Here is a 22,050-nt window from a genome sequence, read left to right as displayed (position 1 = left end):
ATTCGCTACCATGCTACCACAGAAAAACTTAAATTTGATTATATAGGAAACCTTTCCAAAAGTCAATCCCGTAATTGCAGATCTTTCTGGATCCCTTCCAGATAAGGAACCAGAAATCCATTTTTTCCGGAAAGATAAAATTCCTCATCCAGCTCTTCCCGACGAAAACTTTTTCGCCCGCCATCTTCCATCCTTTTCCAGAATTCCTTCAGCTTACGAAGGGTAAGATAATAAAAAACATTATCTGCGCTGAAATAGATCAGAAAAAAAGCAATCCCCTTCTGCTTTTCAAACTCATCCATAAATGCTACCTGATGAGGATGAATGTTCGCAAGGGGAAAAGTTTTTACACAGCATTCTTTTGCATCGAAGCAGACAGGGATTCCCTGTACTGCTCCGATATAATCTACGGTACTTTTCTGTTCAAAATATGCCAGCGTGATATGCCGGGAGGTTTTATCCATTTTAACCGGAGTGATCGGCGTCGGGATTTTCTGGATGAGGGCCAGTCCCTTTTCCCTGTACTGCTCATTGGTACGATTGATAAGTTCCTCCAGAGTAGAACCACGAAGTCCTCTGCTGTTCCATGTTGCCATAAAGTCTGCCCTTTAATTTAGAAGTTTGATGGATGGGAAATAACGGATCTCCGCCTTTCCGACGATCTGATCAAACTGTACATATGTATTCTGCCAGTATCGGGAATCCTTGGAATTGTTACGGTTGTCTCCCATCATAAAGTAACAGTTTTCCGGTACTTCGTATGGTCCGAAGCTTCCGAGAGGAGTTTCCGACACAAAGGAATCATCCAGAGGTGTCTCTGAATCATTGATATAAACTTTACCATCTTTGATCTCTACTTTATCTCCGGGAAGACCGATGATACGTTTGATGAACAGCTGGGACTCATCATCCGGATATTTGAAGATCACAATGTCAAAGCGTTCCGGATCTTTCCATTTTTTTGAGATCTCGTGACCAAATACATCCATATTCAGACCATAGGCCAGACGATAGCCAAAGATACGATCTCCAGTCATAATGGTATTTTCCATAGATTCTGACGGGATCTTTGCATTGATCAGTACTACATTGTTGATAACCAGGACTACAACTACCACGATGATGATCATCTTGAGGTAATCCCATATTTCATTCCAGATTTTCATAATAACTCTCCTCCAACTTTTCCTCTTTTAGTGTTCTGAGAAAGATTTCCGGAAGCGGTGCCATAAAGACCTTCCTGGATAAATATGACAGGCTTCCTTTCATAGATGGAAACTCCATTCGAAAAGAATGAAGCAGCTGTCCTTTCAGCTTTTTATCGGCTTTTCCATATTTGGGATCACCAACAATCGAATGTCCCTCCGAAGCAAGGTGAGCACGAATCTGATGTGCACGTCCTGTGATCAGTTCAACCTTAAGAAGGGTACGGGTTCCATTGGTACCCAACGGATAATACTTTGTTTCCACTGGAAGGGCATTTTCTTTCTCTTGTTTATAGATGGTTACTTTATTGCTTTTTTTATCTTTTGCCAGATAACCTTTGATATATCTTTCTTCTTTTAAAACTCCCTCCACAAGACAGAGGTAATATTTATGAAGTTCCCTGGACTTGAACATCCCTGAAAGTTCCTGCAGACCGGAAAGGCTTTTGCCTGCCGCTATAAGCCCGCTGGTATTGCGGTCAAGGCGGTTGCATACGGAAGGACGAAAGGTTCTCAGATCATTCTCTGTAAGAGAGCCATTTTTCAGAAGATAGCCAGTCAGATATTCTACCAGTGAAGGGGTTCCGTCATCAGCAGGCTGAGAAAGCATTCCTGCCGGTTTGTTGATCAACAGGATATTTTCATCCTCGTAAATGATATCCAGAGCATAATGTGCCCGTGGAGCAGAATCATTTCCGCTGAATTTTTCAAATGTTTCATCACTTAAAAACAGTTTTACATGATCTCCTGAAAACAGCTTTTCATTCCCGGTGGCTTTTTTTCCATTGAGCGTGATATTTTTTTTCCTCATCATTTTGTAGAAAAAGCTCTTTGGAGCTTCACGGAGAAGCTTGGCCAGATATTTGTCAAAACGCTGTCCGGCCTCGTTTTCGTTAATGATAAATTCTTTCATTATATAATGCTCCTACAGACAGATTGCCAGGATCGTATGTTTGATCAGTTCTTCCCTGGAAAGATCCGGGTATCGTTCATCCGGTGTGAATTTAATCCCGTTTCTCAAAGATTCTTTGTGCTCATTCATGGAATCCAGACGTTCCAGATAGGGCTTCAGGTCCCTTAGGATCTTTACATCTACTTTATATCCATTTTTACGGATGATTTTCTGTGACTGCTCTGCAAGGTAGGCGATATCTGCTTTTGGATCACTGGTATAACCCACTACTGTATTTCCGCACACGGCAACAGCGTCCAGATAACCGCTTTTCTCATAAAAAGTCATGTACATTTCATAGGACATGACCAAGTCACCGGCATGCTTTCGGATCTCTTTATAGAGCTTTTCATCCATAGGATGACGTAACAGGATCATGATCAGGCTTACCATGGATTTACATCCTGGCAGACAGCCTACTACGGTCAGAACCGTCCAGACTGTCATTCTTGTTCCGTTGACGGCCCACGCCACAAAGAAAATGAGCAGTGGAAGCGAAAATAATCCTGCGGTGATCAAGAGTCTTCGTTTTTTTTCGCTGTTAAAATAACCGAAATCACCTTTTTTTGTTTTTCTTTTTCTGGTATCTTTCATGTGCCGAACTCCTTGTCTGTGTTTTTTTGGCTTTTTTATGAAGCTCTCTGGGACGGATCAGACATTTCGGTCCAAAGCCGACCAGATCCATACGTCCGGTCATCTTAAGTCCTTCCAGGACCAGTTCGCGATTTTCCGGATTTTTATACTGCATCAGTGCTCGCTGTATTGCTTTTTCGTGTGGATTTTTCGGCACATATACCTTTTCGCCTGTCAGCGGATGGATTCCTGTGTAATACATACAGGTAGAAAGTGTTGATGGCGTTGGATAAAAATCCTGAACCTGCTCCGGCGTAAATCCAAGATCACGGACGTATTCCGCAAGCTTCACGGCTTCCTTCATTGTACACCCGGGATGGGACGACATGAAATACGGAACGGCATATTGCTGCTTACCAGTCCGCGCATTTGCTTTTTCATATTCCTTCAGAAAGCCCTCATAAACCTCGTGCCTGGGCTTGCCCATAAACTTCAGGACTTCATCAGAAACATGCTCCGGTGCTACTCGCAGCTGACCGCTGATGTGATATTTCACAAGCTCATTAAGAAAAGTTTTATCCGGGTCTGCCATCAGATAATCAAACCGAATGCCGGAACGGACAAAAACTTTTTTAACTTTGGGGATATTCCTGACCTTTCTGAGAAGCTGAAGATAATCCTTGTGGTCTACCGTCAGATTCTTACACGGAGAAGGAAACAGGCACTGCCGCTCCTTGCAGACTCCTTTTGTCAGCTGCTTTTTGCAGGAAGGATAACGAAAATCAGCCGTAGGGCCTCCTACATCATGGATATAGCCTTTAAAATCCGGATCCTCCGTCATCTTTTTAGCTTCTTTCAGAATGGAATCGTGACTTCTTGTCTGAAGGATACGGCCCTGATGAAAGGTCAGCGCACAGAAATTACAGCTTCCAAAGCATCCTCTGTTGCTGGTCAGACTGAATTTGATCTCTTTCAGTGCCGGAATCCCGCCTTCTTTCTGGTACATGGGATGATATCGTCCTGTATAAGGCAGATCGTAAACATCGTCCATTTCCATCTGTGTCAGAGGCTGAGATGGTGGATTCTGTATCACATATCCACGGTTCCCATAAGATTCTGCCAGAGGCTTTGCTGTAAATGGATCTGTGTTTCGGTACTGAATGGCAAAGCTGTCCGCATAAGCTTTTTTATCGGTCTGTACCTGTTCAAATGACGGAAGGACCACCGGATCGTAAACCCTGCTGATATCGTGGCTTTTAAAAACCGTCCCTGCCACATATGTGATCTCCTGGACCGGAATCCCGCTTTGCAGGGCTTCTGCGATCTCCAGGATGGAATGTTCCCCCATTCCATAAGAGATCAGATCCGCACCGGAATCGATCAGAATACTGTGCTTGACCTTATTTTCCCAATAATCGTAATGTGCCATTCTTCGAAGGCTGGCTTCGATCCCGCCAAGAATGATAGGCGTATGTTTATAGGTCTGCCGGATTAGATTGCTGTATACAACAGAAGCCCTGTCCGGTCTTAATCCCATTTTTCCTCCCGGAGAATAGGCATCTGTGCTTCGGTGCTTTTTGGAAACCGTATAATGATTCACCATGGAATCCATGTTTCCTGCTGTAACGAGAAAACCCAGGCGCGGTTCCCCGAACACCTGGATGCTCTCCTTCTTTCGCCAGTCAGGCTGAGGGATCATGCCTACACGATATCCTCTGCTTTCCAGAAGACGTCCAATGATCGCAGATCCAAAAGACGGATGATCCACATAGGCATCTCCTGTCACGTAGACAAAATCCAACTCATCCCAGCCTCTTGACTTCATATCTTCTCTTGTAACTGGTAAAAAATCCTGCATTTATAATTCCTCGTATGTATGTGTATTAGTACTGTCTGCCCTGTGTTCATATGCTGTGATGGACTGCCTGGGCACGATAACCCTCTGCAATGATATCCAGCTGCCTGTGGAAGCGTTCCAGCTGACGCAGATCCTTGGTTTTGAATACCCGCAGGAACTCATCCTGTATTTTGCTGACTTCCCGTTCACTGGAAACACGGTAGAGATTTTCAATATTATTCAGAATATCCTTTACAAGATTGGACTGCATCTGAGATGAATTCTGGGCATCCATGATCTCATTGCGCACAGAAGACATTTCATGATCCAGCGAAATGATCGCATCGGATGCTTTACTAAGACGTTCTGCTACATGAGGAGGCATATCACCTTTGTATTTATACTGAAGGGAATGTTCGATCGTTGCCCAGAAATTCATTGCCATGGTACGGATCTGTATTTCTACCTGAAGCCGTTTCGGCCCATGAATAGTCTCCACTGTATAATAAAGGATCATGTGATAACTCCGGTAACCGCTCTGCTTGATATGCGTCAGATAGTTCTTTTCACTTTTGACTTCCATATCTGTTCTTTTTCGGATGATCGCAGCAACGGTATCGATATCTTCTTCAAACTGACATATGATCCGTACTCCTGCCAGATCTTCCATTTCTGTTTCCAGCTGTTCGATCGGGATATCTTTACGCTGCATTTTCTCCAGGATACTGGAAACACTTTTTACTCTTCCACTGACTTGTTCAATGGGAGAATAACGATCATTTTCGTGATACTCTTCTATCATATGTTTAAACTTGACTGTCAGTTCTTTGACAGCCAGCTCGTAAGGGCACAAAATACTTCGCCATAACTGTATTTCCATGTTGCTCGCTCCTTATCATCTGCCGTCAGTCTCTTTTTGGTTTTGGTGACAGCGGCATACATTTTTTATTATAACATATGTTTTGAAAAAAAAGGGATTGTTTATCAATTTTTTATTAAAAAATTATAGAATTATTTTCCTTTTTGTGTGATGCATCCACAAATCTATATATATGTATAATTCTGTATTTTATGAATAATTTTTTATCAGGGCATAAAAATACCCTGGAGAAACCTTACGTCTCTCCAGGGTAAAAGTTCGAACATACTTCGAACGGAATCAGTCTTTCAGATTTTTGAGAACCTGTACAAGATAGTTCCATACTCTTTCTGTGGAAGCAATGCTGAGAACCTCCTCGGATGTATGGATATCCTTCATATCCGGTCCAAGGGATACACAGTCCAGTCCTTCCATTTTTTTATAGAAAAGCCCGCATTCAAGGCCTGCGTGGATCGCTACGACTTCAGGCTTATGTCCGTACATTTCCTCAAAAACTGCAACCATTTTATCTCGTAATGGAGATTCCTTTCTGTATTCCCATGCCGGGTATGCACCCTGTACTTCATAGTCACCACCAAGAAATTCTGTGAGATATTCAATCTTATCAGATAATGCACTGCATGCAGCGTCTACAGAGCTTCTTACACTGGAACTTGCAAAAAGCTCGTCCTTATCCAGACGGAGGATACCGATATTGCTGGAGGTTTCCACCAGGCCTTTGATGGTTCCGCTCATTTTCTGGATTCCGAATGGTACATTCTGCAGATAAAATACGATCTTTTCCTGACTTGTAGGATGAAGAACCTCTGCTGTTGCAGTACCCTTTTCTGTTATTTCAAAAGTAATGTTTTCGTCAGAACCAGTATATTCTTCACGGAGCTGCTCCTGGAGCTCTTTTGCGTAAGCTTTTACCTCAGCAACAGAATCCGTAAGAAATTCTGCGGTGCACTCTCTTGTAATGGCATTGTCTTTCTGTCCGCCTGTAAGAGAAATAAGGGCATATTCCGCTTTTTTCTTAAGTCCGTAAAGAAACCGTCCCATAAGTTTATTGGCATTCGCTCTGTTCTTGTCAATCTCGGCACCGGAATGTCCGCCCATAAGTCCACAGACTTTGACCTGTACCTTTTCTCCTTCTCCTTCTACGCGCTGGACAGGGATATGGCTGATACCGGAAAGACCGCCGGCACAGCTGATCCAGAGACTTCCCTCCGCTTCAGAATCCAGATTGATAAATCTTCTTCCCTTCAGCACGCTGCAGTCCAGACCGACTGCACCAAGAAGACCAATCTCCTCATCAACCGTGAGCAGTACTTCAAGAGGAGGGTGTGGAATATCTGTACTGTCAAGAAGGGCAAGGCCATAAGCAACTGCAATACCATCATCACCGCCAAGAGTTGTTCCGTTGGCTGTGATATAACCATCTTTTACAGAGATGTTCAAACCATCTTTTGTAAAATCATGATCTACATCCGGTCGTTTTTCACATACCATGTCCATGTGGCCCTGGATGATCACTGTGGGAGAATTCTCATATCCTGGTGTGCCTGGCTTGTAGATCACTACATTATTCAGCTCATCCTGTACATATCTGAATCCATGATCCTTCGCGAATTCCACAAGGAAATCACTGATCTGTTTTGTATTTCCGGAACCATGAGGAATCTTGCAGATTTCTTCAAAATAATAAAAAACTCTCTTTGGTTCACAATTTTCTAATACTGGCATAAATTCTGCCTCCTTCTGCTTCATAAATTCATTTGTCTTTTATAATAATCATATACTGTAAAAAAAGCAAGGACCTGTTTTTATGAAACGAAAAATAATCATATTTTTCTATATCTGCCTGTTGTTTTTTCTGCTTTTTCACCCAAAAGAAGCTCTTACCGGAGTAAAAAATGGACTTGGATTGTGGTTGAATATCATGATTCCCACTCTGCTGCCATTTCTGATCCTGACAGGAGCATTATTAAAAACTGGAAATATCCGGAAGCTTCTGAAACCATCTGCTTTCTTCTGGAAAACGTTTTTCGGGCTTTCACCTGCTGGAGCCTATGTTCTGATCCTGGGTCTGTTATGCGGATATCCTATGGGAGCCAAACTGGCACATGATCTGTACATAGACCAGCAGATTTCCCGCAGAGAAGGGGAATATCTTCTTACGTTTAGCTGCAATGCAAGCCCCGCATTTATCATTTCCTATCTTTCCGGGATACTCTTGAAAAATAAGATATCAGCAGTACAAATGATCCTCACTTTTCTGGCGGCAGATCTCTTTTGTATGCTGTTTTTTCGTTTCGTTGTATATCGCGGGCATACCGTGGACTCTGTCTGCGTAAACAAGATAAAAAAAGAGACATACCAACAGGACTCCATAGGAGCCATCCTGGATGTCTCGATCATGGACGGATTTGAAACCATCACACGTCTCGGGGGCTATATTCTCCTCTTCTCACTGATACTCGCCAGTATCAGCTTTTACTGGCCATTTCATGCACAAAGCTGTATGCTGTTCACAGCACCACTGGAACTAACTACCGGGCTGAAACAGATTGCCGACACACCACTGCCATGGAAAAGCAGATACCTTGCTTCTATGCTCCTGACTTCTTTTGGTGGCTTTTGCGTCATGGCTCAGACAAAAAGCGTATTGGAAAACAGTTTGTCACTGATCCCCTACGCTATTTCAAAATGTCTGAACGCCAGTGCGATATTCCTGATCCTAGTTTTCTCCGATATCGTCTAACAGATCTTCGTCTTCTTTTGTTATAGAAGAACTGTCATCATCCTGGAAGGTATTGGAGATTGCCGCTGCCTGAGCAGTCTGTGGTGCAAGCTCCTGACGATTATGATTAACAACCTCAAGGCAGCTCTGCAGAGCATCAATAAATGCTTTGTATTTACCACCGGCATCTTCAAGTGTCTGATTCAGGACAGAACCGATATTAGCCATCATATCATCTGTGTATGTGATCGCACTGAGACGAATGCTGTTTGCATCCTGTGTTGCAGAATCAAGAATCTCCTGAGCCTGCTTGTTTGCAGCATTTATGGTCTCATTTGCCTGTGCATATGCTTTCTGCATGATCTCATGCTGTGTAACAAGTTCCTGAGCTTTGGCCTGAGCATCTGCGATCAGACTGTCAGCTTTAGCCTGAGCATCCTCAAGGATCGCATCCTTATTGCTGATGATCTTCTGATAACGTTTGATCTCATCCGGAGTTTTCAGACGAAGTTCACGTAAATACTCCTCAATCTCTTCTTTGTTCACTACGATCTTGGTAGTGGAAAGAGGCTGGAATTTACAGCTGTCCACATACTCTTCAATCTCCTGAATAATCTGTTCAATTCTGCTGCTCATAATACACTCTCCTTATTTCTCTGTTTCTCTTTTTTTCAATTTCTCTTCGACTGCATCCGTAATCTCACGTGGAGCGAATTTGCTCAGATCTCCTCCGAAATTAGCAACTTCTTTCATGATCGTGGAGCTTAAGTATGCATATTCCAGACTGGTTGTAAGAAAAACGGTGTCCACATCCGGTGCCAGAACACGATTAGTCTGGGCCATCTGCAGTTCATATTCAAAATCCGTGACAGCACGAAGCCCTCGAACGATCACCTGGGCATGGTTTTCCCTGGCAAAGTTCACTGACAGGCCCTCGAATGCTTTCACCTCCACATTCGGGATATCTTTTGTCGCCTTTGTTAGTATCTTAACACGTTCTTCTACAGAAAACAACGGACTTTTTGCAGAATTATGCAAAACTCCCACTATAACCCGGTCAAATGAAATGCTTGCCCGCTTAATGATGTCAAGATGGCCATAGGTTGCCGGGTCAAAGCTTCCCGGGTATACTGCTGTTATCATATGTCTGTCTCTCTTTCATTTTTTTAGGAAAACATGCTTGTTGGTTTTATATTCCTTGGAACGTACCAGATGATATCCAAGGTCCTCTACATAAGAAAAATCCGTATGTAGATCTTCCTCCACAACGATCAGCGTGTTTTCATCTGCAAGAGTGCTGTCAGCCAGATACTCAAGGACTGGTTGTTCCAGATGCTGTTCGTATGGTGCATCCATAAAAATACAGTCAAATGGTTCTCCGCCTTCCAGTGAACGCAGTGCCTGAAGCACATCCATGTTCAGCAGTTTACCACCATCCGTGAGTTTTGTAAATGAAAGATTTTCGCGGATACAAGTGCATGCTTTGGGATTTTTTTCCACAAATACGGCATACTCGGCTCCACGGCTCAGAGCTTCAATACCGATCGCTCCGCTTCCGGAAAACAGATCCAGAAACCGACAACCCGGTATTTCAGGCTGGAGAATGTTAAAAAGAGTTTCCTTAATACGGTCTGTTGTTGGTCGTGTCTCATTTCCGGGAATGGTTTTTAAGTTTAATCTACGTGCTTTTCCTGCTATGACTCTCATTTCAGATTTAATCTCCAATCCAGATCACCGCGGGCCAGTCCAAGGATCAGAAGTTCCGCAGTGGCAATATTTGTAGCAACCGGAATGTTGTACTGGTCGCAGCGTTTGACAATGCTCATGATATCCGGCTCTACCGGGTCCATCATGACAGGGTTATAAAACAGGATCACCATATCCAGATCCTGACGCTCTACCATCTCCATAAACTGCTTGTCTCCGCCTATACTTCCGGCAAGAAATTTGTGAACGTGAAGACTGGTTGCTTCCTCAATTCTTCTTCCTGTTGTTCCGGTTGCATATACTTCATGTTTGGCAAGGATATTCTTGTATGCAATACAGAAGTCTTCAATCAGAACTTTCTTACTGTTATGCGCAATAATTCCTAAATTCATAATTCACCTCTCCATTCTCTGCCCTTGGGTTACATCCCTTTTCTCCCCTTTATATAGGTAAAATCATATAACTCTGTAACTGATTCTAGCATAACGCCCAAAAAAGTGCAATTTAATTCATGTAAATTCATGAAAAATTAATATTTTCCCCGGCGTTGCTCCATATACTCTATTCTTCCCAGCTGTTTCCTGTAGTATAATCAATTTCAATTCCCGGCTGTATGTTATAAACAAAAACATGGAAAGATATCTTCTGGTCTTTAACGGATTCGGCTTCCATTTCCACACCCCGGGCTACCAGTTCATCTCCCTTAAAAAACGGAGTTACACGATACATGCAGGGATTTCCTGTACTGTGCACGTAATCTGCAACCTCATTTTCAAAAGGAAGCATTCCCGTCACATTGAGATATCTGGTTCCTGTGATAAGGTTTTTCCTGTTTGCATTCTCTCCAGTCAGCTGATACCCGATAAGATGGCAGCGATTATACAGATACCGGCCATCTACATTTTCATATTTTACAGTATGCCATCCTGTAGGCTTTACCATTCCGATCGCTCCTCGCTCTTCATCAGGCATCAGCTCCGGTGTGATCTTGGATTCTGCATAACCGCAGCGCCCCAGGGAATCTAGTTCACTATAAAATTCGTATGCAGGTCCTGCGCTTTTTTCATCAGAAAAAGAGGGTATATTTCCATTGATCTCCACATATGGATTGCCGCTGTATTCCGGAATCTGATCCAGAGAAACAGATTCTGTCTGCCCTCCTGTCTTCGTCTGGGATTGTTTCAGCAATCCTGCCACTGCATCGGAAGCGGATTCCGAAACATCTTCCCAGAGGATCTGCGCATTTTCTTCTATATATGTAAGAAATACCTGTCCGAAGATCCGGCTTTGATCTTTTACCTCTTTCAGGCTCCCCGGCGGCATCCAGCCATTACATACTGCAAGGATGACACACAGGATAATGGCTGTGAGTATTTTTCGCCTGGGCTGTTTTTTTCGTTTATATTTTCGCTTGTATGTAGGATAACGCTTCTTTTTCACGGGACCCCCTTACTTTTTTTGTCTGACAGATATTATATGTGATGCAGAGATTATTATAACCGCATCTCCCGTCAAAAAGCAACCATACATTCGGTTTTTTACCGCGGTATAATTTATGAACGGAAATATTTTTATATGTTAAATTTCCTTTAACTGCCAGTGTATTATTTTATGGTTTTCATATACTAGCAATGTAACAGTAAACCAAATAACAACCAAGGAGGAAATGAATTATGCCAAGTAACACTTCTTCTAACAAAGCAGTTGTACCGGAAGCAAAGGGCGCACTTGACCGTTTCAAATATGAGGTAGCAAACGAGCTGGGTGTTCCGCTTACAGACGGATACAACGGAAACCTGACTTCCAAACAGAACGGATCCGTAGGCGGATATATGGTCAAAAAGATGATCGAGGCGCAGGAGCGTCAGATGTCCGGCAGTTCCCAGGGCGGCCAGCAGTACTAAATCTGTACGCGCAGGTAGTTTCATTGCTATGCTGAGTTGATCTAAGCTCATGCAAAAAAAGATGCTGTCTGACAGAACTGAAAACCTGCCAGGCAACATCTTTTTATTTTATATAAGATCCAAAAGTCTTAAAATCCTATATTCATTTACAGCAATTCCTGTACTTTTCGATATACAACCTCTGCAAATTTCTTATGTCCTGCTACATTCAGATGTTCCTGATCTGCGTCACAGCAATGTACATAGGATGCTGCCGGAAGGAAACTGATATGACGTTCAGCTGCGATTTTTTCATAAACAGGCTGCAGATTTCTGGAAACGATCACAGACTCTCTGGAAAACTCCTGGTCATATCCTTCCTGCCATACTTTTTCTCCCAGATAGATGGGAGACATGAGAAGGACTTTCGCTCTTGGTGCGTATTCCTGGATCTGATCCAGCAGTCTTGTGATTCCCTTTCCGATTACATCTGCGGATGCTCCAAAAACAGTTTTGCAGTCATTGGTTCCCAGCATTAGAGTGATCACATCCGCCTGGGCATGTGTTTCCAGAAGTGTGGGAAGAAGTGCAGTTCCTTTTCTTCCGTCGCGGAGCGGATCTTCGAAAACCGTTGTTCTTCCGCACAGTCCTTCCTCGATCACGCGATATTCTTCTTTATTCAGTTTTTCCTGGAGAAGGCTTGTCCAGCGTACTCCCCACGGTAGTCTCTCTCTGCTCTCTCCGTCATATCCCCATGTATTGGAATCTCCAAAGCATAATATCTGTTTCATTTTACCATATCCCTACCTGTTTAGTATGCTATTACTTAAATGAATAATAACATGCTATTTGGAATTGGTCAAATATGCAAAAGAAATAGCCTGCTATAGACATTCTCTATAACAGGCCAATATATATCTTTTAAAATACTGTTCGATGAAGATTTTGTTTACAGTCCGATAAATCCTGTAACATCTCCGTTGATCACATAATGTGCACCATTATCTTCGGGTTTAATGTAGATTTTGAGATCTTTCAGTTCAGAAGCTTTTTTGCCCATATCCTCTGTCCAGATCTTTTTGATCCTGTCAGCAACCTCTGAAGTATGTATCTCTTTGCCCCAGTACTGAACATATACTTCTGTCACTGGCTCAGCTTTCTTAGCTGCTGTTGTCTTAGCAGCCGTCTTGGTTGTTGTTTTCTTAGCTGCAGTTGTTTTTCGTGTTGTTGTCTTCTTGGCAGCGGTTTTCTTAGCTGGCTCTTCTGATTTTACAGCTGTTGTTTTCTCTTCAGCAGATTTTACTTCTGCTGTTTTTTCTTCTACTGGTTTCTCAGCGGCAGGTTTTACCTCAGCTGTCTTCTCAGCTGCTTTTGTTTCTACAGAAGCTTTTGCATCGTCTGTCTTCGGTGTCTCAGCCTTAACGGCTTTCTCTTCGGATGCGGTTACTACAGATTTTGCAGGAGTCTCGCTTATTGAAGCCGTTTTTACAGTTGTCTTGGTTGCAGCTTTCTTTGTTCTAGCCATGTTTATAGCCTCCTTACAAGGGATTTGTTAATCTTTTCTCATGCAATACAATACTACGATTTGAAAGTTTTGTAAAGAAAAGTTTCAAAAGTCTATTAGTTAAGGCTGTAATTTACAGCATGTACACGATAAGTTACACTGCTTTTACTATATGTCCAGTTATGACGCAGCAGACAATTATGATGACGTCCGTCCCCATCCAGATTACACTCTATCACTTTAAATGAATCACTGTAAACTTCTGTAACGATAGCCGAATGTCCATTATTATTGATGCGCACATAGTCTCCTACCTGAACATTATTATCATATATTCTCTGAAGGCCTGATACTCTCTGCCCTTCCCAGATATCATAAAATACTTTTCTTGCAAACCCATCACACTGGATAGCCCCGTCAAACTTATTGCAATCATACTCGCCATTACCTGGTATCGGATCAATTCCGCTCTGAGTTCCGTGATGTTTGCATGGAACATCACTGATCGTATCCTGAAATCTTTCAGGAGCTCCGCTGCTGTCCAGATTATCTGTCAGATCTGAATAACTGTTTACAACATGGTTCCAAAATTTCCCATCAGGAAATTTGATTTTTTCATCTTCAATTCTCTGCTGCAGATTTTTCTTTTTAATAACAGTAAGATTAACAATTACCGGCTTCGCTGCATTATAAAACGTTGTACTTTTTGTAGTAACTGTGATCTGCACTTCTCTCTGAATATCGTTTTCTTGCCATTCCTTCAAAGTAACCGTTCCATCAGAAGCTACCGATGCAATAGCACTGTTGCTGCTGGAATAAACCAATGTTGCATTCTGATCTGCTTTTGCCCCGAGATTGAATGCTCCATCATAGATCTTACGTTCCTGCTGCTGTACACAGCTGACAGATGGAGTTCCTTTTACCGTAGTGATCGTCAGTTTCCTGGTTGCCGGAGCATAGGAAGAAGATTTCGCTGCAGTGATCTGGATTGTAACTTTTCCAAGCTTCTTTGCCTTTTTAAAGTTCAAATTACCTTTGGAATCCACAGAAACAATACTGGTATCTAAGGACTTATAAGTAAGTTTCCCACCTTCTGAAGGAACTTTGGCACCAAGAGATTTCATTGTAGTGGAATACGCTATTTTTGCCCCATTCTTTACAGCAGTGGTAATATTCTGTCTTTTCAGCACATTAATCTTAATTGCAATATTCTGTGCCTGATAATGTTTGGTCGCCGCAACTTTTACAGTAACTGTTGCCACTCCCTCTCCATTAAGCATAATCTTGCTATTTTTTACAGATGCAATTTTTGCATTAGTGGTTGAATATGTCACTTTTGCAAATTCTTTTTTTCCTGAAACACTGATTTTGTAGGATTTACCTTTGTCTGTATAAAGTTTTGTAATACTTCCTGGTGTAACTTTTACCGGCTGTTTTGCTTTGCTGATCTTATAAGCTATTTTTTTTGTACCTGTAAAATTGCCCTTTCCTGTGATTTGTAAGGTTGCTGTTCCAGGTTCTTTATTATTAAGATATTTATATGTATAATCTTTTTCATTCTGTAATGAGATCATTCCGGCCGCATTGGCTTTCGGCATATAAATAGAAAATGCGGGAGTTTTTGCCTGTCCATCCCAGGTGTAAATCGTTGTCTTCAAATTAACTTGAACTTTACCGTCAAGACTGCATGCTTTGATGGTAAAATATTTAGAAACAGAATCTTTGTAACTTCCCTTTCCTGTGATTTTTGCAACAGCTTTTGTTCCCGTTTTTGTATTATTAGAATAAGTTACTGTATAATCTGTGCCGCTTTTTAATGTTGTATTTCCAAGTTTAACAGTTACACCTGGCTTCTGCGGACTTCCATTGTAAGTTGCAGTTTTTACAGTTACCTTTGCCGTTTTGATGCTCTTTCTAACTACTGGTTTTGAAGCAACTACCTTTAAAGTGATACATTTACTGTTCGTTGGCATGGTCGTATATTTTTTGCCTGAGCTGTCTGACATGGTAAATGGAAGTTCTATAGAGCACTTCAGGTTCGGGATTGTTTTCAGTGTTTTAAGATTATCCATATAGTACAGCATATATCTTGCATCATTGACGCTAGATGTATTAAACTTACTGAGGTTTAGAGATTCCAGGCTGCTACAGGAGTTAAACATATATCCCATCTTTACCACTTCAGAAGTATTGAAATGGCTCACGTCCACAGCTTTTAACGCATAGCAGCGTGAAAACATTCCTTCCATAGATTTTACTTTTGATGTGTTAAATTCAGAAACATCCAGAGAAGTCATTTTTTTAAGCTCGCCAAACATAGAATTCATATCTACTACCTTGGATGTATCAAAATTTTTAATATTGAGGCTTGTTAAAGACTCATTTCCATAAAACATGAAATACATATTCTGTACATTAGAAGTATTAAAACTCTTCAGATCCAGAGACTTGAGCTTGCTCATAGTACAGAACATTTTGCCCATATCTTCTACATTTGATGTATTAAAGTTTCGTACATTTAACTGTGTAAGACTTTCGCACCGTTCGAACATACCGTTCATATATACAACATTTGCTGTATTGAAATTACTGACATTCAACTGTGTAAGGCTTTCACAGCAATAAAACATCTCCTCCATAGTCGTAACATTCGCTGTATTAAATCTACTGACGTCCAACTGTTTAAGATTCCGACATTCACGGAACATTCCGCTCATCCTTGTCACTCTGGAAGTATTAAAATTCCGGACATTCAGCTGTGTAAGGCTTTCACAGCCTAAAAACATGCTATTCATATCATTAACTTTTGAAGTATCAAATTTACTGACATCCAGAGTTTTTAATTTACTGCAATTTCGGAACATTCCCTGCATATGAGATACATTTCCGGTTTTCAATGAACCAGTATCCAGCTGTGTAAGGCTTTCACAATCTGAGAACATAAAGGCCATGTCTGTCACCTTACTGAAATCACAGTTTTTAAAAGTGATCCTGGTAAGATTCCTGCATCCCTTAAACATAGCTCTTGTCTTTGTGATTCCGGAAATTTCAACTATGGCTGTTTTAATATCATCCTGCCATTTACTCCAGCCCCTTTCTGCATCCCAATAATAATCTGAGGTATCATAGTCACCGTTTCCTTTTAATGTAAGACATCCGGATGTATCAATTGACCAGGCAATATCTCCGGTGATTCCTCCATCCATCATGCTTGCGGAAGCACTTACAGCATCTTCTTCTCCATCAGAAAAGTCATCATTTTCTGCCATTTCTTCTGTTTCCGGTTCTTCCGAAAGATTTTCAGTGTCCTCCGACATTTCTATATTATCCGCTTCTTCCGGCTCTTCTTCTAATTCCTGTTCTGTGCTATCAGGTAATTCTGCTGCTTCATCGTCTGCTGAGATTCCATCTTCAAAAATATCTTCCTCAGAAAAACTTTCCTCTGGACTGTCAGTCTCCTCATTTACATTTTCCTGGACTGTTTCCGGTTCTGTCTCTGAAGCCATGGTTATCCCTGCATTGCCAAAGATCATAGACCCTGATAAAACGACACACAGAAGTTTTTTGATCATTTTTCTCCTCATCCTGTTTTCTCCCTTTTTCTTTTTATACTAAAACGAAGTTCTGATTCTTCGCTTTGCTCCATCCAATTAGATCCCCAGATTTTCCAGTTCTTCACTCATATACCCCTTGAGATGCTCCTTTAAAGCCTTATGCTGAGGCAGGATAAGATCAAAATCCAGTGCCAGGATCTCACCAGCTGCTTCACTTGCATTCTTCAGGATTCCCGCATCATTGTAGATATCACCGATCTTAAATTCCATCAGTCCGCTCTGGCGGATACCGAAAAGATCTCCTGGGCCCCGAAGCTTCAGATCTTCTCCGGCTATATAAAATCCATCATTGGATTCATTGAGGATCTTCAGACGTTTAGAAGTATTTTCTTCATTATTTCCCTGGATAAAAATGCAGTAAGACTGATGCTCTCCACGCCCTACACGGCCCCGAAGCTGATGAAGCTGGGCAAGCCCGAAACGTTCTGCATTTTCTACCATCATGACGGTAGCATTTGGCACATTCACTCCAACCTCCACAACTGTGGTAGATACCAGTACCTGGATCTCGCCGGAAGCAAACGCCTCCATGATCCTGTTTTTCTCTTTTGGCTTCATCTTTCCGTGAAGGATTTCTACTTTGATCTCCCCCGGAAGGATCTCCTGAAGCTTTCTGGCATAATCTGTAACATTCTCTGCCTCCAGGCCTTCGCTCTCTTCCACCATAGGACAGATCACATAAGCCTGCCTTCCCATCTGCACCTGCTTTTCAATAAAAGAATACGCCTTGGGACGGTAGGAAGTTCCTACTACGCAATTCTTGATCGGAAGTCTTTTTGCAGGAAGCTCGTCAATGATCGAAATATCCAGATCTCCGTATAAAATGATCGCCAGTGTCCGGGGAATGGGGGTTGCGCTCATAACAAGTACATGAGGCGGATTTCCTCTGGTCGTCAGCGCTTCTCTCTGGCGAACGCCGAATCTGTGCTGCTCATCTGTGATCACAAGCCCCAGATTCTTATATTCCACCTTTTCCTGGATCAGGGCATGAGTTCCGATGATCACATTCACTTCACCGTCTGCAATCTTCTGATAGATCTCACGCTTCTGTCTGGCTGTGGTAGATCCTGTCAGAAGCACCGGATGGCAGGAAGCGATATTCTGTTCTTCCATCAGCCTCAGAAAGCCTTCGTAATGCTGATTTGCCAGAACCTCTGTCGGTACCATCAATGCACTCTGAAATCCATTCTCTGCTGAAAGTACCATAGCTAAAAATGCGATCACGGTCTTGCCGCTACCAACATCCCCCTGTACAAGCCTGGACATCAGCTTATGACCGCTCAGATCCCGTTCGATCTCATGCCAGACATTCTTCTGGGCTCCGGTCAGGTCATAGGGAAGCCCTTCTATGATTTCCTCGGTTGTCCATACTGGTTTCATTGGAAAAGTGTTTGGAGCCTCTTCTGTTTTCTCCTTCAAGAGCTGTATTGCCAGCACAAAAAGCAGAAATTCATCGAATACCAGACGTTTCCTGGCTGTGAGAAGCTCCTGCATATTTTTCGGAAAATGAACAGTCCGGATCGCATAATTAGCATCTGCGAGCTGATAGCGTTCCCGTATCTCCTCCGGCAGATATTCCCCATGGAGAGGCCTTGTATCCAAAATCTGATGGACCAACTTCGTGATCATCTTGTTGGAAAGTCCTTTCGTCAGACCATATACAGGCTGCATACTGTGAATGATTTCCTCATAAGCTGCCGGGGTAAAAATCTCCGGATGTTCCATCTGCGGACGGCCTTTTTTTCTGATGATCTTTCCTCTGAGGATAAACACACTGCCCTTTTTGAGTGTTCCCCTCAAATAAGGCGCATTGAACCAGGCAACCGGCAATCGGCCGCTTGCATCTGTCACAGTTGTTGTCAGAACCTGGAGATTGCGTATCTGGTTAATATAAATACCTGTTGCTATAGTGGCACGGATAGAGACTGTTTTGTCCTCCTCTGCTGATGCAATCTCCACAGGCTCCTCATATATATCGTAAGTCCGCGGATAATAACGGAGAAGCTCTTCCGCAGTCGTGATCCCGATCTTCTGGAAAAGCTTCTCTGTTTTCTCACCCACGCCTTTTAATTCACGTAAAGGTGTCTTATCATTCATTTTTTGTGCTCTTTATTCTACAGAAATCAGATAGTAGTAAATTGGCTGTCCACCCTGGTTCAGCTCAACCTCGCACTCCGGATATTTCTCGGTAAGAGAATCAGAAAGTGCCTCTGCATCTTCCTCAGATACATCTTCACCATAGTAAACACTGATGATCTCAGATTCCTCGTCAACCATCTCTGCTACCATCTCCTCCGCTACCTGAAGTCGATCTCTGCCTACTGCAAGGATACCTGCATCACCGATTCCCATGATATCTCCCTCATGGATTTCCTTGTCATCAATACGTGTATCACGGACTGCATAAGTAATCTGTCCGGTCTTCACTCTGGAAATCGCATCGGTCATGGAAGCAAGGTTCTCCTCGCTGCCCTTCTCCGGAACAAAGCTGATCATTGCGGAAATTCCCTGTGGGATTGTCTTGGTTGGTACTACAATGATCTCCTTGTCCTCAGTCAGATCTCTTGCCTGGTTAGCTGCAAGGATAATATTCTTGTTATTCGGGAAAATATAAATTGTTTTTGCATTTACTTTCTCAATAGCATTGAGCATGTCTTCGGTACTCGGATTCATAGTCTGACCGCCTTCGATCAGATAATCTACGCCAAGCTCACGGAAAATCTGAGAAAGTCCCTCACCTACGGATACGGAAATAAATCCATGATCCTTTGGTGGTTCTTTGTTTTCTGCCTGTTCTTTTGCAAGTTTTTCCGCATCTTTGATCAGTTTTTCCTGATGTTCTTCTCTCATATTGTCAATCTTCATACGGGAAAGCTGACCATACGTGAGTGCGCGTTCAAAAGCCTGTCCCGGATGATTGGTGTGCACGTGTACCTTGACAATCTCATCATCAGCCACCAAAACAATGGAATCACCGATGGAATCCAGAAATTCACGGAAACGGTCGATCTCATCCTGTGGAAGCGGTTTTTCAAGAAGGATAATAAACTCTGTACAATATCCAAATTTGATATCTGCCTCTGCCTGAGGAGAAATCTTTGTGATCTTAGGAGCTGCTGCCTCAAACTGGGAATAATCCACTTCTTTTCCATGATATCCGTCGATGGCACCACGGAAAACTTCCAGAAGTCCCTGTCCGCCAGAATCCACAACACCTGCTTCTTTCAGGACTGGAAGCATCTCTGGTGTTCTGGCAAGAGTTTCCTCTGCATGCTGAAAGATCCCGTCGAAAAAAGCATCCAGATCTTCTGCAGCATCAGCAAGCTCTGCTGCTCTGTCTGCTGCAGCTCTGGCTACAGTAAGAATGGTTCCCTCTTTTGGTTTCATAACTGCTTTGTATGCAGTTTCAACGCCTCGCTCCATAGCTGCGGCAATGGCAGGTGCATCCAGATCTGTAAGTTTACGCACACCTCTGGTAAATCCACGCAGAAGCTGTGACAGGATAACACCGGAATTACCTCTGGCTCCACGGAGGGAACCGGAAGAAATTGCCTTTGCCAGGGATTCCATATCCGGATCTGTAAGAGCACCTACTTCAGAAGCAGCAGACATGATGGTAAGCGTCATATTGGTTCCCGTATCTCCATCAGGTACAGGAAACACATTCAGTTCATTGATCCACTCTTTCTTCGCTTCCAGATTCTTTGCTCCGGACAGAAACATTCTGGAAAGTATTTTAGCATCTATGGTTTTGTTATTCACCACAAGTTCCTCCTCTAAAACTAATCTATTGCACGCACGCCCTCAACCATAATGTTGATCTTTTCAATCTCCATTCCTGTAAAGGCTTCGACTTTATATTTTACATTGTTGACAAGATTGTCCGCAATAGTACTGATATTCACGCCATATGCTACGATGACATGAAAATTCAGCCGGATCTTATTATCATCCGTGATCTTAACACTGATACCATGTTTCAGGCTGTCAATACGCAAAAGCTTGACCAGGCCATCCTTCATACTGATAGCTGCCATTCCGATGATACCAAAACACTCTACCGCCACACTGCCGGCATAAGTCGCAATGACATCTGTATCAATTACGATCTGACCCAATCCGGAATCTATACGTCCATTCATATGGTTACCTCCATTGTTTCATTCAGATTAAATTATATAAAACCATTATAACCTTTTTTTTATAATTACGCAATGATAGAGTTCAACTTGTTTTATCTTATAGAAAATTAAGCTCATCCACTCTATTGAAGGGGAATCCAGGATTGTGATGGAGCATGCCGACCGATACTATGAAGCCGGTTTTTCTTTTTCGTTTATCTACTTATAATCCTTTTACAAACGCAACTGCATTTTTTATATCTTCTTCATCTGGATGCCCTTTTGCAATTCCACCAACCAGTTTAAATGGACCAAATGTGTCATAACCCTTGCACCCGAATTTTCCTATCACTTTAGAACGCTTCTTATCCAAAATCTGCTCAATGGATTTATAATTCGCACTTCCACCATAAGTACAGATCAGAAATACCTTTTTGTCGTCCGGTAGATTCTTCTCTGCAAATCCCAATATCGACTGATGAAATTTTGAAAAATAGATTCCTGATGCAAACCCAATCATATCATAACTGCTCAGATCTGCATCGGGTTGTTTTACAGCATCAATCAAATCAACCTGACACTCTTCTGCTATGCTCTTTACTAATTTTTCTGTATTTCCATGATGTACCGATGCATATATGATTGCTTTTTTCATTTGTTTTCCTTTCTGCCTGCGCCATCAATCAGGTCATAACTCATGTCCAAAAAGTCCAGTATCTTTGCTTTACTGACCGAACCATCCAGTAAAATCGTGATCCAGTGCTGCTTGTTCATATGGTATCCAGGTAAAAATCCATGCGTCTGAATAATCAAATTCGTCATGTCCGGATCACACTTTACATCCATGATATCAACCGACTCTTTTCCTTCTAATCCCAGTTTCGATTTTTCGACAGTCATGATCACTGCATACCATTTTCCGTTTTTATGTCGAAGTACTGCACTGTCTGGCGATGTACTCCATAAATATTCCGGGACTGTTCCGTACTGTTTCTGCACATATTTAAAAATTTCTTCTTTCTTCACAAGCTATTCAACTCCTGACGTTTCTG

The 22,050-nt window shown here is 42.4% G+C and carries 21 protein-coding genes and 1 pseudogene; 2 read left to right on the top strand and 20 right to left on the bottom strand.

The window, feature by feature from the left end:
- Positions 1-62: 62 nt before the first annotated feature.
- The 7 genes from AB5026_RS04950 to AB5026_RS04920 all read right to left on the bottom strand — a co-directional run bounded on the left by AB5026_RS04950 (position 63) and on the right by AB5026_RS04920 (position 7,172).
- A complete protein-coding gene (locus AB5026_RS04950; protein WP_015524919.1) occupies positions 63-596 on the bottom strand; it encodes a Holliday junction resolvase RecU in 534 nt (177 codons plus the stop codon).
- Positions 597-608: 12 nt separating this feature from the next.
- Positions 609-1,166, bottom strand: coding sequence for a signal peptidase I (lepB, locus tag AB5026_RS04945; protein ID WP_015524918.1), 558 nt, complete (start codon positions 1,164-1,166; stop codon positions 609-611).
- A complete protein-coding gene (locus AB5026_RS04940) occupies positions 1,150-2,118 on the bottom strand; it encodes an RluA family pseudouridine synthase (protein ID WP_022426338.1) in 969 nt (322 codons plus the stop codon). Before AB5026_RS04940 ends, lepB begins: the two co-directional genes overlap by 17 nt.
- Before the next feature lie 12 nt (positions 2,119-2,130).
- On the bottom strand, positions 2,131-2,751 hold the full coding sequence (locus AB5026_RS04935) for a hypothetical protein (RefSeq protein ID WP_021651487.1): 621 nt from the start codon (positions 2,749-2,751) through the stop codon (positions 2,131-2,133).
- The gene (locus AB5026_RS04930; RefSeq protein WP_110103520.1) at positions 2,714-4,588 is read right to left on the bottom strand and encodes a YgiQ family radical SAM protein; all 1,875 of its coding nucleotides are present in this window, start codon (positions 4,586-4,588) and stop codon (positions 2,714-2,716) included. The genes AB5026_RS04935 and AB5026_RS04930 overlap by 38 nt, the downstream gene beginning before the upstream one ends.
- Positions 4,589-4,634: 46 nt before the next feature.
- Complete coding sequence (locus AB5026_RS04925; RefSeq protein WP_015524915.1) at positions 4,635-5,447, bottom strand: GTP pyrophosphokinase family protein; 813 nt, start codon at positions 5,445-5,447, stop codon at positions 4,635-4,637.
- 279 nt (positions 5,448-5,726) lie between these two features.
- Positions 5,727-7,172, bottom strand: a complete 1,446-nt coding sequence (locus tag AB5026_RS04920; RefSeq protein WP_368212880.1) for an aminoacyl-histidine dipeptidase — start codon at positions 7,170-7,172, stop codon at positions 5,727-5,729.
- 82 nt (positions 7,173-7,254) lie between these two features.
- Between AB5026_RS04920 and AB5026_RS04915 the strand changes: the two genes are divergently transcribed.
- Positions 7,255-8,190, top strand: a complete 936-nt coding sequence (locus AB5026_RS04915; protein ID WP_303005569.1) for a hypothetical protein — start codon at positions 7,255-7,257, stop codon at positions 8,188-8,190.
- Here AB5026_RS04915 and AB5026_RS04910 read toward each other — a convergent pair.
- From AB5026_RS04910 to AB5026_RS04890, 5 genes and pseudogenes are all read right to left on the bottom strand, one after another.
- A complete protein-coding gene (locus tag AB5026_RS04910) occupies positions 8,167-8,805 on the bottom strand; it encodes a hypothetical protein (protein ID WP_015524911.1) in 639 nt (212 codons plus the stop codon). The genes AB5026_RS04915 and AB5026_RS04910 overlap by 24 nt on opposite strands.
- A gap of 12 nt (positions 8,806-8,817) precedes the next feature.
- Entirely contained in the window at positions 8,818-9,312 is a 495-nt protein-coding gene (gene coaD / locus AB5026_RS04905) for a pantetheine-phosphate adenylyltransferase (RefSeq protein WP_015524910.1), read from the bottom strand.
- Positions 9,313-9,327: 15 nt separating this feature from the next.
- A complete protein-coding gene (rsmD, locus tag AB5026_RS04900) occupies positions 9,328-9,876 on the bottom strand; it encodes a 16S rRNA (guanine(966)-N(2))-methyltransferase RsmD (protein ID WP_015524909.1) in 549 nt (182 codons plus the stop codon).
- Positions 9,873-10,268 (bottom strand): methylglyoxal synthase, encoded by a 396-nt coding sequence (locus tag AB5026_RS04895; protein WP_015524908.1) that lies wholly within the window; start codon positions 10,266-10,268, stop codon positions 9,873-9,875. The genes rsmD and AB5026_RS04895 overlap by 4 nt, the downstream gene beginning before the upstream one ends.
- A gap of 175 nt (positions 10,269-10,443) precedes the next feature.
- Positions 10,444-11,019, bottom strand: a pseudogene (locus AB5026_RS04890) (DNA/RNA non-specific endonuclease); the annotation flags it as partial.
- A gap of 530 nt (positions 11,020-11,549) precedes the next feature.
- On the opposite strand from AB5026_RS04890, the gene AB5026_RS04885 reads away from it, so the two are divergent.
- Positions 11,550-11,780 carry an alpha/beta-type small acid-soluble spore protein gene (locus tag AB5026_RS04885; RefSeq protein ID WP_022426343.1) on the top strand — a complete coding sequence of 77 codons (231 nt, stop codon included), beginning with the start codon at positions 11,550-11,552 and terminating at the stop codon, positions 11,778-11,780.
- Between the two features lie 146 nt (positions 11,781-11,926).
- On the opposite strand, the gene AB5026_RS04880 is transcribed toward AB5026_RS04885, so the two are convergent.
- The 8 genes from AB5026_RS04880 to AB5026_RS04845 form a co-directional block, all read right to left on the bottom strand.
- On the bottom strand, positions 11,927-12,550 hold the full coding sequence (locus AB5026_RS04880; protein ID WP_368212877.1) for a GDSL-type esterase/lipase family protein: 624 nt from the start codon (positions 12,548-12,550) through the stop codon (positions 11,927-11,929).
- A 158-nt stretch (positions 12,551-12,708) separates the two neighbouring features.
- Complete coding sequence (locus AB5026_RS04875; protein WP_015524904.1) at positions 12,709-13,284, bottom strand: DUF6465 family protein; 576 nt, start codon at positions 13,282-13,284, stop codon at positions 12,709-12,711.
- 95 nt (positions 13,285-13,379) lie between these two features.
- On the bottom strand, positions 13,380-16,835 hold the full coding sequence (locus tag AB5026_RS04870) for a DUF285 domain-containing protein (RefSeq protein ID WP_237972417.1): 3,456 nt from the start codon (positions 16,833-16,835) through the stop codon (positions 13,380-13,382).
- A 78-nt stretch (positions 16,836-16,913) separates the two neighbouring features.
- Positions 16,914-18,974 carry an ATP-dependent DNA helicase RecG gene (gene recG, locus AB5026_RS04865; RefSeq protein ID WP_278654438.1) on the bottom strand — a complete coding sequence of 687 codons (2,061 nt, stop codon included), beginning with the start codon at positions 18,972-18,974 and terminating at the stop codon, positions 16,914-16,916.
- 12 nt (positions 18,975-18,986) lie between these two features.
- Positions 18,987-20,639, bottom strand: a complete 1,653-nt coding sequence (locus tag AB5026_RS04860; RefSeq protein WP_129975407.1) for a DAK2 domain-containing protein — start codon at positions 20,637-20,639, stop codon at positions 18,987-18,989.
- A gap of 20 nt (positions 20,640-20,659) precedes the next feature.
- A complete protein-coding gene (locus AB5026_RS04855; protein ID WP_015524900.1) occupies positions 20,660-21,019 on the bottom strand; it encodes an Asp23/Gls24 family envelope stress response protein in 360 nt (119 codons plus the stop codon).
- A 202-nt stretch (positions 21,020-21,221) separates the two neighbouring features.
- Positions 21,222-21,653, bottom strand: coding sequence for a flavodoxin family protein (locus AB5026_RS04850; RefSeq protein WP_368212874.1), 432 nt, complete (start codon positions 21,651-21,653; stop codon positions 21,222-21,224).
- Positions 21,650-22,024, bottom strand: coding sequence for an MmcQ/YjbR family DNA-binding protein (locus tag AB5026_RS04845; RefSeq protein WP_161209517.1), 375 nt, complete (start codon positions 22,022-22,024; stop codon positions 21,650-21,652). The genes AB5026_RS04850 and AB5026_RS04845 overlap by 4 nt, the downstream gene beginning before the upstream one ends.
- Positions 22,025-22,050: the final 26 nt, after the last annotated feature.

The sequence above is a fragment of the Blautia sp. RTP21359st1_E11_RTP21359_211015 genome (assembly GCF_040910705.1).
Classification (GTDB): domain Bacteria; phylum Bacillota; class Clostridia; order Lachnospirales; family Lachnospiraceae; genus Blautia_A; species Blautia_A fusiformis.
The sequence above is the reverse complement of the archived record's forward strand: the minus strand, read 5'-3'. Positions and strand labels throughout refer to the sequence as shown.